Consider the following 14,658-nt stretch of genomic DNA (forward strand, 5'->3'; position numbering starts at 1 on the left):
GGACGGAGGAGCCCACCCAGCAGCTACCTCCAAGCCCGGTCCTCTAGGACCGGGTCAAGTTGACCCCAGGCGGGTGAGGCGGTCGAGCAGGCTCGGGGGGTGCAGCGGGCGGGTCAGGCGCAGCGGTGTGCGGTCGGGGCCCGCCGTGACCGAGGCGACCGTCCGGCCCGCCGGGGCGTGGCGCGGCACCTCGCCCACGACGCGCAGCCTCACCGTGAGGCCCGGCCAGCCCGTCGTCGTGACCGGTGTCGTCGCGGCCAGGGGGATCCGGTGGCCGAAGCCGTCGTCGACGCGGGCGAGCACGGCGCCGCTCCGTGCCAGCGTCACGCGGGTCAAGGCGTTCTCCGCCGCCACGAGCAGCGGCTGGGCGGCGGAGATGGCGACGGCCGAGCTCGTGGCCTGCGGCTGGGCCATCACCGCGCCGACGAGCAGCCGGCCGCCCGAGCGCGCCGCGAAGACGTAGTTGCCTCCGGCCTTGCTCGTGTAGCCGGTCTTGCCGCCGATGACGCCGTACGAGCCGAGCAGTGTGTCGCTTCCCGCGCGGGTCTCGCCGCCGGTGCGCGGCGTGAAGCTCGGCTTGCTCACCACCTCGGCGAAGGCCGGGACCCGCATCGCCGCGCGGAACAGGCGCACCTGGTCGGCGGCGGTGCTGACGGTGGTCGGGTCGAAGCCGCTCGGATCGGTGTAGCGGGTGGCGGTCATGCCGAGCCGGCGCGCCGTGGCGTTCATCTTGGCGGCGAACGGCGCGTCGCCGCCGGCGTCCCAGCGGGCCAGCTCGTGCGCGATGTTGTTGGCCGAGACGACCATCAGCGCCTCGAGGGCCTCGCGCTCGGTGAAGGGCTGGTTCGCCACCACGTCGACGTGGCTCTCGTCGCGTGCGATGCGCCAGGGCAGGCGGGCGGCCTCCTCCGGGGAGATCCGGTACGTCGGGCCCTCCTCGCCGGCGCGGAGCGGGTGGTCCTGCAGGAAGACGTAGGCGGTCATCACCTTGGCGACGCTGGCGGTCGGCGTCGGCGTCCCGGTGCCGGAGGCGCCCATCCGGCCGACGCCGTCGACCTCGATCACCGCCTGGCCGGCGGCGGGCCAGGGCAGGTGCAGCGCTCCGGGGACCGTGCGGCTCGCGGGCGTGACCAGGCGCAGCCTGGCCGACGGCAGCGGCCGTACCATCTGGAAGACGACGAGCGCGAGCAGCAGCAGGCCCATCGCCCCGCAGACGATCGCCAGTATGCGGCCGGTGTGCCGCCTCGGGCCGCCGGCCTGTTCGGCGGGTGGCAGCAGCATGCGTTCCGCGATCCCCGTCACCGCAACCCCCGTCGTTCTTCAGAGCGGCGCAGAAATGCTCCGTGACCAGATTAGATGCACGCCGTGCCGTTTCGGTTCGGACCGGGACGGTGAGTCGCGGAGAACCGCGCAGTAACGTACGCGGCATGCCCACCGCACTCATCACCGGCGCGACGGCCGGCATCGGCGCGGCGTTCGCCCGCCGCCTGTCCGCCGACGGCTTCGGCCTGATCCTGCTCGCCCGCGACGCCGAACGCCTGGCCGGCGCCGCCGAGGAGTACGGGAACTCCGAGGTGGTGGTCGCCGACCTGGCCACCGAGGAGGGGATCGCCAGGGGCGAGGAGGCGGCGCGCCGCGCCGACCTGGTGGTGAACAACGCCGGGTTCGGGCAGAAGGGCCGGTTTCTCGACGTCCCGCTGCACGACGAGCTGAGCATGCTCCGGGTGCACTGCGAGGCCGTGCTGCGGCTGACGTACGCGGCGCTGCCCGCGATGCGCGAGCGGGGCCGCGGCGGGGTCATCAACGTCGCGTCGGTGGGGGCGTTCTTCCCGCGCGGCACGTACGGCGCCTCAAAGGCGTGGGTGGTGAGCTTCAGCCAGGCGGTCGCGCAGGACTTTCCGGACGTGCCGGTCATGGCGCTGTGCCCGGGATTCGTGCACACCGAGTTCCACGAGCGGGCGCGGATCGACATGTCCCGGCTGCCCTCGGCGCTGTGGCTGGACGCCGACGACGTGGTCGCCGCCGGGCTGCGCGACTTCCGCCGCGGCCTCACCGTCAGCGTGCCGAGCCTGCAGTACAAGGCCCTCGTCGGCGCCGGCCGGCTCATCCCGCGCGGCCTCGCCGCGCGGTTCTCCAGCCGGACCGGGCGCACGTACCGCTGAAGCACCGCGTGGCGACCCCGGGCCGGAGCGCGCCACGAGCCGGGACCTGGCGCGGACGGCACGGTCCCGTCACCGGGTCGCGCACGGTGTCCGGTACCGCTAGGTTTGCCCCATCCGGACGGAGGTTCCCCCATGCCCCTGTTCACCCGTCGTCTCGCCGCCCTCGTCTCGGCGGCGCTGCTGGCCGCGGGTCTGCTCGCCGGCCCGTTCACCGCGCCCGCCGCGAACGCGGTCGTGGGCGGCGACGCCGCCGCCCCGCCGCCCTGGCTCGCGGCCGTGGGCACCCCGGCGTTCCTCATCCGGCCGTCCGGGCAGTTCTGCGGCGGCACGCTGGTGTCGGCGGACAAGGTGGTGACGGCCGCGCACTGCGTCGACTTCCTGCGCTCGGTGCCGAACCTGATGAGCGTCACGTTCGGCCGCGCCGACCTGACCAAGAAGGACGGCGAGAGCGTGCAGGTGAAGTCGGTCTGGGTGCAGCCGAACTTCAAGGAGACGGAGTTCAAGGGCGAGACGGTCGAACACCATGACGTGGCCGTGCTGACGCTGAACCGCCCGGTGCTGGACCGCCAGCCGCTGCCGGTGATCGACCGGGCGGGCCTGTACCCGCCGGGCGCGCCCGCCCAGGTGCTCGGCTGGGGCACGACCTCCGAGCTCGACCTGCTCAACGCGCGCCTGCGCCAGGCCACGATCCCCCTGGTGTCCGACGCGCGCTGCGCCGCCGCGTACGGCTCGTCCTTCGACCACCGCGACATGGTCTGCGCGGGCTCGCCGAAGGCCGACACGTGCCAGTTCGACAGCGGCGGCCCGCTCGTGGTGAACGGCCGGCTCGCGGGCATCACGTCGTGGGCGTACGGCTGCGCCCGCGAGGGCTACCCCGGCGTCTACACCCGCCTGGCCCCCTTCACCCTCCCCCTCTGACCCGTCCGGATCCGGGCCTCACGGCCGGATCCGGACGTTGACAGAAGATCAGCGGCGGGCCTTTGCTGGGCGGCACAACAAATGCCGGAGGCTCCCATGCGTCGTCCGCATATCGGTGTGCTCGCCGTCGCCCTCACCGTGCCGCTCGCCGCGGTGCCCGCCGGCGCCGCGCACGCGGCGGACGGGCCGGGTGCCGAGTCCCACTTCGACCTCGCGCGCAAGGACTGCGTCGGGACCGCGCACGGCGGGTCGAAGATCTGGTTCACCGTGGCGGGCGGTGTGCTGTCCGACGTGTACGAGCCGACGGCCGACAACACGAACGTCGAGTCGATGCGGTTCGCGGTCACCGACGGGCGGACGTTCACCGAGTTGCAGGGCCGGGACACGACCTACAGCGTCGCGACCGATCCGACCGGCATGGCCTGCACGGTCACCACCGCGAGCAAGGCCGGGCGGTACCGCCTCGTCACGACGTACGTGACCGATCCGCGCCGTGACGCGGTGGTGGTGCGCACCCGCCTGGAGGCGAAGACCCCGCTGCGGCTGTACGTCCGGCTGGACACGAGCATCAACGGCAACGGCGGCGGCGGGGACGCGAACGCGGGCGGCGACACCGCGACGGTCCGGCACGGCGTGCCCGTCGTCGGCGACGAGAACACCCTCACCAGCGCCACGAACCGCGACTACGCCGTCCCGACCTACGTCGCCCTGCGCGCCGGGCGGGCGCTGCCGGAGGCGAGCGTCGGGTACGCCGGCACCGCGAGCGACGGCGCGGCCATGCTGGACGCACGTCACGCGCTCGGCCCGAACGACTCCGCGCCCGACGGCAACGTCGTCGCGACCGCACGCCTGCCGCTGAGCCACGGCGAGACGACCTTCGCGCTCGGCTTCGGGCGTACCGCGGACCAGGCCGCCGGTACGGCCGGGGCCTCCGTGTCACGGCCGTTCGCCGCGACGGAGAACGACTACCTCGGCGGCTGGCGGGCCTACGACCGCGGTCTGCGCCGCCCGCCCGCCGCGTACGCGAACGCGTACTACCCGTCGGCCAACGTCATCAAGGCGAGCGAGGACAAGACCTTCCCCGGCGCGGTCGTGGCGTCCCTGGCCAGTCCGTGGGGACAGGCGATCGGCGCGGCGGGCCGCTCCGGCGGGCGGCCGTTCTACTTCGGCTCCTACCGTGAGGTGTTCTCCCGCGACCTGTACGAGGCCTTCACCGGGTTCCTCACCGACGGGGACCTGGCGACGGCGCGGGCGACCGCGCGGTTCCTGCTGGAGCGCCAGCAGCTGCCCGACGGGCGGCTGCCGCGCAACTCGCTGCTGAACGGGCAGGTCGCCCCGGACACCGGCGGCGACCAGCTGGACGAGACCGCCTACCCGATCCTCATGGCCTACCAGGCGGGGCTGGGCGGGGACACCGCCCTGTGGCGCGACCACGTGCGGAAGGCCGCGGACTTCCTGGTCGCGCACGGCCCGTCGTTCGGCGTGGAGCGCTGGGAGGAGCAGTCCGGGTACTCCCCCTCGACCATCGCGGCCGAGATCGCCGGGCTGGTCGCCGGCGGGGAGATCGCGGCCCGGCACGGCGACGACGCGCGGGCCCGGCTCTACCGGGCGACCGCCGACCACTTCGCGCGTTCGGTCCAGGGCTGGACGGTGACCACGACCGGGCCCTACGGCAAGCGGTACTTCCTGCGGCTGTCCAAGAACGGCGACCCGGACGCCGCGACGTCGTACGGGCTGGGCAACGGCGGACCTGCCGAGGACCAGCGGCGGGTGGTCGACGCGGGGTTCCTGGAGCTGCCCCGCCTGGGCGTGCTCGCCCCGGACGATCCGGACGTGACCGCCTCGCTGCCGGTCGTGGACAAGGTCATCGGGCACGCCACGCGGACCGGCCCGGCCTGGTACCGCTACGGCTCCGGCACCGGAGGCTCCGAGGACGGGTACGGCGACTGCCACGTGGCCGACCCGACCGCCTGCGACCCGGAGGGCCGGCCGTGGCCGACCGGGAACACCGGATCCGGGCACGTGTGGCCGGTGCTGTCCGGCGAGCGGGCCGAACACGACCTCCAGGTCCACGACACCCGGTCGGCCTCGGCCCTGCTCATCTCGATGAGCCGCTACTCCCCCACCGGCCTGGTGCCCGAACAGGCCTGGGAGGACCCGGACCTGCCCGCGAGCCCGTACGGCGCGGACCCGGCCACCGCGTCGATCGGCTTCACGAACGGGCGGGCGGCCGGCTCGGCCTCGCCGCTCACCTGGGCGCAGGCGCAGGTCGTACGGCTGGCGCTCGACCTCGGCGCCGGGCGCGTGCTCGAACGGCCCGCCGTGGTCCGTGACCGGTACGCCCACGCGCCCGCCGCGCTGCCCCTGACCGTCACCGGCCCCGCGGACGGCACCTCGGTCTCCGGGACGACGGCCGAGGTCACCGGCACGACGGAGCCCGGAGCGCGGGTCGAGGTCGCCTCGGCCGGCACGGACGTCGGCGCCGGCGCCCGGGTCGCCTCGGCGCGGGCCGGCGCGGACGGGACGTTCACGGCCGACGTGCCGGTGAGCTTCGGCACGACCGTGCTCACCGTGGCGGCGACCGGCCACGGGCGCACGGCGTACGCACAGCGCACGGTCGTCGGCGAGCTGACCGGCGGCACCACCGCGCTGGACGTGACGGACCCGGACGGCGACGACCACGGGCCGGGCACCTTCGCCTACCCGACCGCGGCCGACTTCCACCCCGGCGCGTACGACCTGGAGCGGTTCCAGGTGATCAGCGACGCGACGACGGTGTACCTGCAGGCGCGGCTGCGCGACCTGACGCCGACGTTCGGCAGCCCGATCGGCGCGCAGCTCCTCGACGTCTACGTGCGGCAGCCCGGCGTCTCGCCCGCCTCCGACCAGGCCGCGTCGGCCGCGCGGAACTACACGCTCGGCGACTCCTGGACCCAGCGCGTGGAGGTGCAGGGCTTCGCCGCGCCGGTCTGGGTGGACGCGGCGGGCGGCGCGAGGAGCGGCGCGGCCGTACGGTCGTCGCAGGCCGCCCGGACCATCACGATCGCGCTGCCGAAGGAGACGTTCGGCACGCCGGGCCCCGGCTGGAGCTTCGCGGTCGTGCTGCACGGCCAGGACGGCTACAGCGCCGACCAGGCGCGCGGCTTCGCCGCGACGCCACAGCCGTACGCGTTCGGAGTCTGCGGGCCGGACGCCTCGGGCCCGATCTGCGCAGCCGACCCGGCGACCGTGCCACGGGCGATGGATGTGATCACCCCGCCGGGCGTCTCCCAGTCCGACGAGCTGGACCCGGCCAAGGGCGCCGTGAACGTACGGTCGGTCCCGATCCCCTGAGCCTCGCCTCCCCGTGCCGGGCGAGATGATGGCGGGATGAGCCGGGAGAACCACCGCATCGCCGTACTCGTGCTGGAGGGGGCGAAGCCGCTCGACGTCGGCATCCCCGCGCAGGTGTTCTCCAGTCGGCCGGGCATGCCGTACGAGGTGCGGGTGTGCGGTGCCGCGCCCGGGCCGGTGACCGGCGGCGACGGCCTGTCGTATCACGTGGCCGACGGCCTGGAGGCCCTGGAGCGCGCCGACACGATCTTCATCCCCGGCTATCGGGAGCCGGCGACCACCGATCCGCCGGCGGCGGTCGTCGGCGCGCTCCTGGCCGCCCATGAGCGCGGCACCCGGCTCGCGGCCATCTCGACCGGGGCGTTCGCGCTGGCGGCGACGAGCCTGCTCGACGGCAAGCGGGCGACGACCCACTGGCACTACACGAAGATCCTGGCCGAACGGCATCCGCTCGTGCGGGTGGACGAGAACGTGCTGTTCGTCGACGAGGGCGGCGTGCTCACCTCGGCGGGCGCGGCCTCCGGCATCGACCTGTGCCTGCACCTGGTGCGGCGCGACCACGGCGTCGCGCTCTCCAACCGCGTGGCGAGACGGCTGGTGGCGGCGCCCTACCGCAGCGGCGGCCAGGCGCAGTACGTCCCCCGGAGCGTGCCCGAACCGCTCGGCGACGTGTTCGCGAGCACACGCGAGTGGGCCCTGAAGCACCTCGACGAACCCCTGACCCTGGAGGCGCTCGCCCGCAACGCGCGGGTGTCGGCGCGCACCTTCTCCCGGCGGTTCGTGGAGGACACCGGCTACACGCCGATGCAGTGGGTGCTCCGCGCGCGGGTGGACCTGGCGCGCGAGCTGCTCGAACGCACCGATCTGGCCGTGGGGCAGATCGCCGACCGGGTCGGGCTCGGCACCGCCGCGAACCTGCGCCTGCACTTCCAGCGCATTCTCGGCACCTCGCCGACGGAGTACCGGCACACCTTCTCGGCCTGAGGTCCGTTGACGCGTCCGTTGTCGCATCCGTTGATGCGCCCGTTGACCGTTGATGCGTCCGTTGGCGCGATCCTTGCGGTCAGTGGCGAAAATACTGGCGAGATCCTTGCGTACGTTGTCTCCCAAGCCACTGTCCGCCCGCCGCCGCGATGTCGAGCATGGAGAGGCGTAACGAAAGGAGTCTCCATGACCCGCATCGCCGTCAACGGATTCGGCCGCATCGGACGCAACACGCTCCGGGCCCTGCTGGAGCGCGACAGCAAACTCGACGTGGTCGCCGTCAACGACCTCACCGCCCCCGAGACGCTCGCGCACCTGCTCAAGTACGACAGCGCGCTCGGCCGCCTTGGCCGCTCCGTGGAGGTCGACGGATCACAGCTCGTGGTCGATGGCCGCCGCATCACGGTGCTCGCCGAACGCGACCCCGCCGACCTGCCGTGGGCCGACCTGGGCATCGACATCGTGCTGGAGTCGACCGGCCGCTTCACCTCGGCGGACGCCGCCCGCGCGCACATCCGCGCCGGCGCCGGACGCGTGCTGGTGAGCGCCCCCTCCGCCGGCGCCGACGTCACACTCGCCTACGGCGTGAACACCGACGCGTACGACCCCGCCGAGCACGTGATCGTCTCGAACGCCTCGTGCACCACGAACGCACTGGCTCCCCTGGCGTCCGTGCTGGACGACCTGGCCGGCATCGAGCACGGCTTCATGACCACGGTGCACGCCTACACCCAGGAGCAGAACCTCCAGGACGGCCCCCACCGCGACCTGCGCCGCGCCCGCGCCGCCGGGGTGAACATCGTGCCCACCACCACCGGGGCCGCCAAGGCCATCGGCCTGGTGCTGCCGAACCTCGACGGCAAGCTGTCGGGCGACTCGATCCGCGTGCCGGTGCCGGTCGGCTCGATCGTGGAGCTGAACACCACGGTCTCCCGTGAGGTCACCCGCGACGAGGTGCTCGCGGCCTACCGCACCGCCGCCGACGGCCGGCTCGAGGGCGTCCTCGACTACGCCGACGAGCCGCTGGTCTCCAGTGACATCACCGGCCACCCGGCGTCAGCGATCTTCGACGCCGCCCTCACCCGCGTCGACGGCAGGCACGTCAAGGTGGCTGCCTGGTACGACAACGAGTGGGGCTTCTCCAACCGCCTCATCGACACGCTGGAGCTGCTCGCGTCGGGCCTGGATTCCTGACGTCGAGCGGGAGCAGGGCTCCGGCCCGCTTCACCGTACGGATGATCGGAGCCGTCTCGACCGCGCGGATGTCGTCCAGTGAGGCGACGCTCTCGGTCAGATAGCGGGCCAGGTCCATCGAATCCCGGCAGTTCACCGCCGCGAGCAGGTTCGTCGGGCCGGTGGTCAGGGCCACCAGGGAGACCTCCGGGTGCTCGGCCATGGCCGCCGCCACGGCGGTGAGCCGGGACGGGCGTACCGACATCCACAGGCGGGCCTCCGCGCGGAAGCCCAGCGCCGACGGGGGGATATCGACGAGGAAGGTGAGCACCCCGGACCGGCGCAGGGCGGTCATACGGCGTCGTACGGTCGCCTCCGACCAGCCCGTCGCCTCGGCGAGTTCCGCGTGGCCGGCCCGGCCGTCGCGGGACAGCAGGTCGAACAGCGGGCGGTCGGCCGGGCCGAGGGTCACCTCGCCGTCCTCGGCGGGCGGTGGGGCCAGCAGCGCGGTCTGTTCGGGGCTGAGCCGGGCGGGCCCGGCCCAGGTGCTGGGCAGCGCGTGGTGGCCGAGGAGCAGGTGGGCCGAGACGGACGTGACGCGGCTGGTCCTGGGGAGCCGGTGCAGGAGCAGGGCCTCGCTCTCTTCGGGGCCGGGCGTCTGCGCGCTGCAGGAGATCTCGGTGCCGCCGGAGAGCAGGTGGACGTAGGAGGTGTCGGGGCGGGCGGCGATCGCCCGGGCGATGGCGTTCGCGGCGTCCGGCGTGCACTGCAGCCGGATGGTCCAGTTGCTGTAGCCGAGCCGGCCTCCGTTGAGGGTGCCGACGACGCGGAGGACCCCGGCGGCGCGCAGCCGGCGGTAGCGGCGGGCGACGGTGTTCTCCGAGACGCCGAGGACCTCGCCGATGGCGCGGAACGGAGCACGGCCGTCGATCTGCAGCGCGTGCACGAGGCCCTGGTCGACCGCGTCCAGCGAGACGGTATCCGTCTTCATTCACGGAAGTATGCCGGTATCCGTCGCGAATCGGCATCACACTGGCGGCATCGGCCTGCCGGTCACGAACGTAAGGGACGTCCCGCCTCTCCCGGCAAAGGAGTCTCATGCGTTCGTGGTGGCCTCTGGTGGCCGTCTGCCTCGGCACCTTCATGTTCCTGCTCGACACCACCGTGCTGTCCGTCGCGCTGCCCGCGATCGGCACGGGCCTGTCGGCGCCGCTGTCCACGCTCTCGTGGGTGGCCGACGTCTACACCCTGGTGCTCGCCGTCCTGATGCTCACGATGGGGTCGCTGGCGGACCGGCTCGGCGCGCGCCGCCTGTACCTCGCCGGGCTGGCGGTCTTCGGCGCCGCCTCGCTGGCCTGCGGCCTGGCGTGGAGCCCGATGGTCCTGGTCGGCGCCCGCGGGGTGCAGGGCGTCGGCGGCGCGGCCATGGCGGTGACCGCCTTCGCGCTGATCGGATCCGTCTACCGGGGGCCGGACCTGGGCCGGGCGATGGGGGTCTTCGGCGCGGTGACCGGCCTTTCGGCCGCGATCGGGCCGATGCTCGGCGGCGTCCTCACCGAGTACCTGAGCTGGCGGGCGATCTTCTTCCTCAACGTGCCTCTCGCCGTCGCCACGATCGCGCTGTCCTCGCGGGTGCTGGAGAAGGGACGGCGGCCCGCCGAGGCGCGCTTCGACCTGACCGGAGTGATCACCTTCGCCCTGGGCGCCGGCGCGCTCACGTACGGCCTGACGGCCGGCCAGCAGGGCCGGGCCGCGGCCCTCGTCGTCGCGGTGCTCGCGCTGGCCGTCTTCGCGTACGCCGAGCTGCGCAGCCGCACGCCGCTGCTGGACGTCCGGCTGTTCGCCCGCGCGTCGTTCTCCGCCGTGATGGCCTGCGTGCTGGCCTCGACGGCGGCCTTCGCCGCGCTCGTCTACACGTCGGTCTGGCTGCAGTCGGGGCTCGGGCTGGGCCCGGTGCGCGCCGGGCTCGCGCTGATGCCGCTCGCGCTGGCGTCCTTCGTGACCTCGCTGGCCGGCGGGCGGCGGTTGCGCGGCCGGTCTCCCCGGGCGCTCCTCGCCTGGGGCCTGCTGCTGAGCGGGATCGGCTGCGCGCTCCAGGCGGTGCCGGGCGCGAACGCGTCCGCCGCCACGCTCGCGGTGGGGCTGGCCGTCACCGGTGTCGGCGTCGGCCTGGGCGGGCCCGCGATGGGGGCGGCGGTGTTCGCGGCGCTGCCACCGGAGCGGAGCGGCATGGCCGCGGGCGCGATGACGACGTTCCGGCAGCTGGGGCAGACCCTCGGCGTGGCCGTCTTCGGGGTGCTGTTCCAGCGGCACGGCGCCGGGACGTCCGGCGGCCTGGACCGGGTGATGATCGCCGCGGCGGTGATCGGGGTGGTCGGGTCCGTCCTCGCGCGCGCCTTCGTGCCGAGGCCCGCGGTGGAGCGGGCCGCGGCACCGCCGCCGCGGGACCTGACCGGCCCCGGCGCTCAGAGGTAGAGGCCGGTGCCGTACTCCGGGCGCTCGCTGGCCACCGCGTGCAGGTCGCGCTCGCGCATCACCAGGTAGATCGCGCCCTGCACCTCGACCTCGAACTGGTCCTCGTCCTTGAACAGGACCTTGTCGCCGACCTTGACCGAACGAACGTGATGGCCGACGCCGCACACCTCGCCCCAGACGAGGCGGTTGGCCATCTCGGCCGTCGCGGGGATGACGATGCCGCCGGTGCTGCGGCGCTCGCCCTCCTTGTCGGGGCGCACCATCACCCGATCGCCCAGCATCTGGATCTCGAACTTCGCCTCGGACACGGTGCGGAGTCTACTTTGTGCCGAAGGGTTCGGCGCAGTCGAGACGACTCACGGCCGGCCGCGTCACTGCTCGGCGAGGGCGAGGCGCTCGAGGAACTCGATCGCGGGCCGGCGCACCTCGACGGGCTGGATGCCCCCGAGGACGTCGATCGCCTCTTCGTAGGTGCGGGTCGTGGCGCAGGTGATGGCGACCGATCCGGCGACGGCCTTCTCCAGTGATCCGGCCGGTGCCTGGTCGGCCATCTCCCGTGCGGTCGTGGCCAGGTCGAGGTTGTCGGGCGTTCTCGGAGTGCTCAACGTTCCTCCTCCGGTGACGATGGCCCGGTGGCCCCGACGGCCGGGCCGCCGCGAATGTCGAGGGAAGCACATCCTAAGCAAGAACCCACAGCGTGCGTACACCGAGGTCACCGAAAGGGTACCGAAGACGTCTCCCAGGGACCGCCCGGGGGCCTCGCCCGTCGCAGAGGGGCCGGGCGGCCGCTCAGCCGGCGAAGCCGTCGAGGTACGCGGTGAACGCCGCGCACTCCTCGGCGAGCTGCTCGTGCACGCCCGCGTACACGTGCTCGAAGATCGCCTGCGGCTCCGGGTCGGGCAGCGCGCGGCAGTCGGCGCGCACCTGGCGGCCCAGGGCCTCGGCGTCGGCGTCGACGGACTCGAAGAAGTCGTCGCCGGCCAGCCGGTTCTTGGTGAGGTACGCCCGGACGCGCTCGATCGGGTCCTTCAGCCGCCAGGCCTCCAGCTCGGCGCCGGTACGGTAGCGGGTCGGGTCGTCGGAGCTGGTGTGGGCGCTCATCCGGTACGTGAAGGCCTCGATCAACGTCGGCCCCTCACCGTCGCGCGCCCGCTCCAGCGCGGCGCGCGTCACCGCCAGGCAGGCGAACACGTCGTTGCCGTCGACGCGCACACCGGGGAAGCCGAACCCGAAGCCGCGCCGGTAGAGCGGCACGCGCGTCTGGGTCTCCAGCCGGGCGGAGATCGCCCACTGGTTGTTCTGGCAGAAGAAGACGACCGGTGCGTTCTGCGCGCCCGCCCACACGAACGCCTCGTTGACGTCGCCCTGGCTGCTCGCGCCGTCACCGAAGCAGGCGAGCACGGCCTCGTCGGCGCCGTCGCGCTGCACGCCCATGGCGTACCCGACCGCGTGGAGCGTCTGCGCGCCGATCACGATCGCGTAGAGGGCCATGCGGACCTTCTCGGCGTCCCACCCGCCGTGGTCGGTGCCGCGCCAGTTCTTCAGCAGCTCGCCGACCGTGACACCGCGCGCCATGGCGATGGCGTGCTCGCGGTAGCTGGGGAAGACGTAGTCGGTGGACGCCAGCGCGCGGGCGGCGCCGACCTGCGCGGCCTCCTGGCCGAGCAGCGGCGCCCAGAGCCCCAGCTCGCCCTGCCGCTGCAGGGCCATCGCCTCCGTGTCGAGCCGCCGCGCCAGCGACATGTCCCGGAAAAGCTCCTGGACCTGACCGGCGGTCAGATCCAGGGGGTAGTCGGGGTGGTCGAGTCGCTCGCCCTCCGGGGTGAGCAGCTGCACGAGCTCGGTCACGGGGCCTCCTTCGCCGGCCTCGCGGCCACGGTGCGGCGCCGTCCGGTCGCCTCGCTTCACCCGGTCGCGGGACGTCCTTCCGCGACCACGGTGCGGTGCCCTCTGGCTCTCTCGCTGCTCGATCACGTAGTCCGATTTTGCCAGCCCTCCGGTAGGCCCGGCATGTGTCCGGGTACAAACCGGAGGAACCATGACCTGTCCAGAACCGACAGATGCTCGGACCCCCTAGCATATTCCCTATTGATCAGATAGGGAATATGCGTCAGGATGGCGTTGGCCCTGGTCACCTCGCGGTATTCGACGATGCCGCCGTGCGAAGGAGTTGTGGCGTGGCCCTCTGGAAGCCCGACCCGACCTTCTACCCCTCCCCCCGCGACGCGGTCGCCGCGCCGCCGGAGTCCCTCGCGTACGTGGCCGCCTTCGACCGTGCGGCCGAGAAGCCCGACGCGATCGCGGTGATCGACGTCGACCCCGGATCCATGTCGTACGGCTCGGTGGTCGGCTGGACCGACCTGCCCTACACCGGGGACGAACTGCACCACTTCGGGTGGAACGCCTGCAGCAGCGCGCTGTGCCCGTACGCGCCGCACCCGCACATCGAACGTCGCTACCTGGTGGTCCCGGGGCTGCGCTCCTCGCGCGTGTACATCATCGACGTCAAGAGCGACCCGACCAAGCCGGCGATCACCAAGATCCTCGAACCGGACGAGCTGGCCAAGCAGGCGGGCTACTCGCGCCCGCACACGGTGCACTGCGGGCCGGAGGGGCTTTATGTTTCCGCCCTCGGCGGCGTTAACGGGCCGGGAGGTCGGTCGGGGTCGGTTGGTCGGGAAGGAGACGACGGGCCCGGCGGCATCGCGCTGCTGGACCACACGTCCTTCGACGTGCTCGGGCGGTGGGAGGTCGACCGGGGCCCGCAGTACCTGGCGTACGACTTCTGGTGGCACATCGCGCACGACGTCGCGGTGACCTCCGAGTGGGGCACGCCGTCGATGATCGAGGACGGCGTCAACGCCGATCTGCTGCTCGGCCGCAAGTACGGGCACGCCCTGCACTTCTGGGACCTGCGTAAACGGCGTCACGTCCAGCGCGTCGACCTCGGCGACGAGCACCAGATGGTGCTGGAGCTGCGCCCGGCGCACGACCCGACCAAGACGTACGGCTTCGTCGGCGTCGTGGTCAGCGTGGAGGACCTGTCCGCCTCGGTCTGGGTCTGGTACCGCGAGGACGGGGAGTTCAAGGCCCGCAAGGTCATCACGATCCCCGCAGAACCCGCTGTGGCGGACGACCTGCCGCCGGTGATCGCGCCGTTCGGGGCGGTTCCGCCGCTGGTCACCGACATCGACCTGTCCGTGGACGACCGCTACCTGTACGTCTCCTGCTGGGGCACGGGCGAGCTGAAGCGCTACGACGTGAGCGACCCGTTCCACCCGGTCGAGGCGGGGTCGGTACGGATCGGCGGCATCGTGAACCGCACGCCGCACCCGTCGGCACCGGACCGGCCGCTCGCCGGGGGCCCGCAGATGGTCGAGGTCAGCCGCGACGGCACACGGGTGTACGTCACCAACTCGCTGTACGGGGCATGGGACGACCAGTTCTACCCGGACGGCGTCGGAGCGTGGATGGCCAAGGTCGACTCGGGCGAGGACTTCGCCTTCGACCAGCGCTTCTTCCCCAACGGCGACGACTTCCGCGGCCTGCGGCCGCACCAGACCCGGCTCCAGGGTGGGGACGCGTCCTCGGACTCCTACTGCTACCCGTGAGC

At 73.2% G+C, this 14,658-nt stretch carries 12 protein-coding genes; 7 read left to right on the top strand and 5 right to left on the bottom strand.

Annotated elements, in window-relative coordinates; translation table 11 throughout:
- Nucleotides 1-54: 54 nt before the first annotated feature.
- Nucleotides 55-1,302, bottom strand: a complete 1,248-nt coding sequence (locus ABEA10_RS16990; protein ID WP_345464667.1) for a D-alanyl-D-alanine carboxypeptidase family protein — start codon at nucleotides 1,300-1,302, stop codon at nucleotides 55-57.
- Between the two features lie 125 nt (nucleotides 1,303-1,427).
- On the opposite strand from ABEA10_RS16990, the gene ABEA10_RS16995 reads away from it, so the two are divergent.
- The 5 genes from ABEA10_RS16995 to gap all read left to right on the top strand — a co-directional run bounded on the left by ABEA10_RS16995 (nucleotide 1,428) and on the right by gap (nucleotide 8,591).
- Nucleotides 1,428-2,162, top strand: a complete 735-nt coding sequence (locus ABEA10_RS16995; protein ID WP_345464670.1) for an SDR family NAD(P)-dependent oxidoreductase — start codon at nucleotides 1,428-1,430, stop codon at nucleotides 2,160-2,162.
- A gap of 132 nt (nucleotides 2,163-2,294) precedes the next feature.
- Nucleotides 2,295-3,080: a serine protease gene (locus ABEA10_RS17000; RefSeq protein WP_329238951.1), complete on the top strand. Its 786-nt coding sequence runs from the start codon at nucleotides 2,295-2,297 to the stop codon at nucleotides 3,078-3,080.
- Nucleotides 3,081-3,176: 96 nt separating this feature from the next.
- A complete protein-coding gene (locus ABEA10_RS17005) occupies nucleotides 3,177-6,413 on the top strand; it encodes a glucodextranase DOMON-like domain-containing protein (protein ID WP_345464674.1) in 3,237 nt (1,078 codons plus the stop codon).
- Nucleotides 6,414-6,449: 36 nt separating this feature from the next.
- On the top strand, nucleotides 6,450-7,397 hold the full coding sequence (locus tag ABEA10_RS17010; protein ID WP_345464677.1) for a GlxA family transcriptional regulator: 948 nt from the start codon (nucleotides 6,450-6,452) through the stop codon (nucleotides 7,395-7,397).
- A 186-nt stretch (nucleotides 7,398-7,583) separates the two neighbouring features.
- Entirely contained in the window at nucleotides 7,584-8,591 is a 1,008-nt protein-coding gene (gene gap / locus ABEA10_RS17015) for a type I glyceraldehyde-3-phosphate dehydrogenase (protein WP_345464680.1), read from the top strand.
- Here gap and ABEA10_RS17020 read toward each other — a convergent pair.
- Nucleotides 8,548-9,561 (bottom strand): Lrp/AsnC family transcriptional regulator, encoded by a 1,014-nt coding sequence (locus tag ABEA10_RS17020; protein WP_345464683.1) that lies wholly within the window; start codon nucleotides 9,559-9,561, stop codon nucleotides 8,548-8,550. The genes gap and ABEA10_RS17020 overlap by 44 nt on opposite strands.
- Before the next feature lie 107 nt (nucleotides 9,562-9,668).
- On the opposite strand from ABEA10_RS17020, the gene ABEA10_RS17025 reads away from it, so the two are divergent.
- Complete coding sequence (locus ABEA10_RS17025) at nucleotides 9,669-11,045, top strand: MFS transporter (protein ID WP_345464685.1); 1,377 nt, start codon at nucleotides 9,669-9,671, stop codon at nucleotides 11,043-11,045.
- On the opposite strand, the gene ABEA10_RS17030 is transcribed toward ABEA10_RS17025, so the two are convergent.
- The 3 genes from ABEA10_RS17030 to pdhA all read right to left on the bottom strand — a co-directional run bounded on the left by ABEA10_RS17030 (nucleotide 11,036) and on the right by pdhA (nucleotide 12,893).
- Entirely contained in the window at nucleotides 11,036-11,353 is a 318-nt protein-coding gene (locus ABEA10_RS17030) for a GroES family chaperonin (RefSeq protein WP_329238977.1), read from the bottom strand. The two genes, ABEA10_RS17025 and ABEA10_RS17030, sit on opposite strands and share 10 nt — an antisense overlap.
- A 63-nt stretch (nucleotides 11,354-11,416) precedes the next feature.
- A complete protein-coding gene (locus tag ABEA10_RS17035) occupies nucleotides 11,417-11,650 on the bottom strand; it encodes a hypothetical protein (RefSeq protein ID WP_329238980.1) in 234 nt (77 codons plus the stop codon).
- Nucleotides 11,651-11,834: 184 nt separating this feature from the next.
- Nucleotides 11,835-12,893, bottom strand: a complete 1,059-nt coding sequence (gene pdhA, locus ABEA10_RS17040) for a pyruvate dehydrogenase (acetyl-transferring) E1 component subunit alpha (RefSeq protein ID WP_345464689.1) — start codon at nucleotides 12,891-12,893, stop codon at nucleotides 11,835-11,837.
- Between the two features lie 329 nt (nucleotides 12,894-13,222).
- On the opposite strand from pdhA, the gene ABEA10_RS17045 reads away from it, so the two are divergent.
- Nucleotides 13,223-14,656: a selenium-binding protein SBP56-related protein gene (locus ABEA10_RS17045; protein WP_345464691.1), complete on the top strand. Its 1,434-nt coding sequence runs from the start codon at nucleotides 13,223-13,225 to the stop codon at nucleotides 14,654-14,656.
- Nucleotides 14,657-14,658 lie beyond the last annotated feature (2 nt).

Origin of the sequence: Actinoallomurus oryzae (genome assembly GCF_039541955.1) — a bacterium.
GTDB lineage: Bacteria > Actinomycetota > Actinomycetes > Streptosporangiales > Streptosporangiaceae > Actinoallomurus > Actinoallomurus oryzae.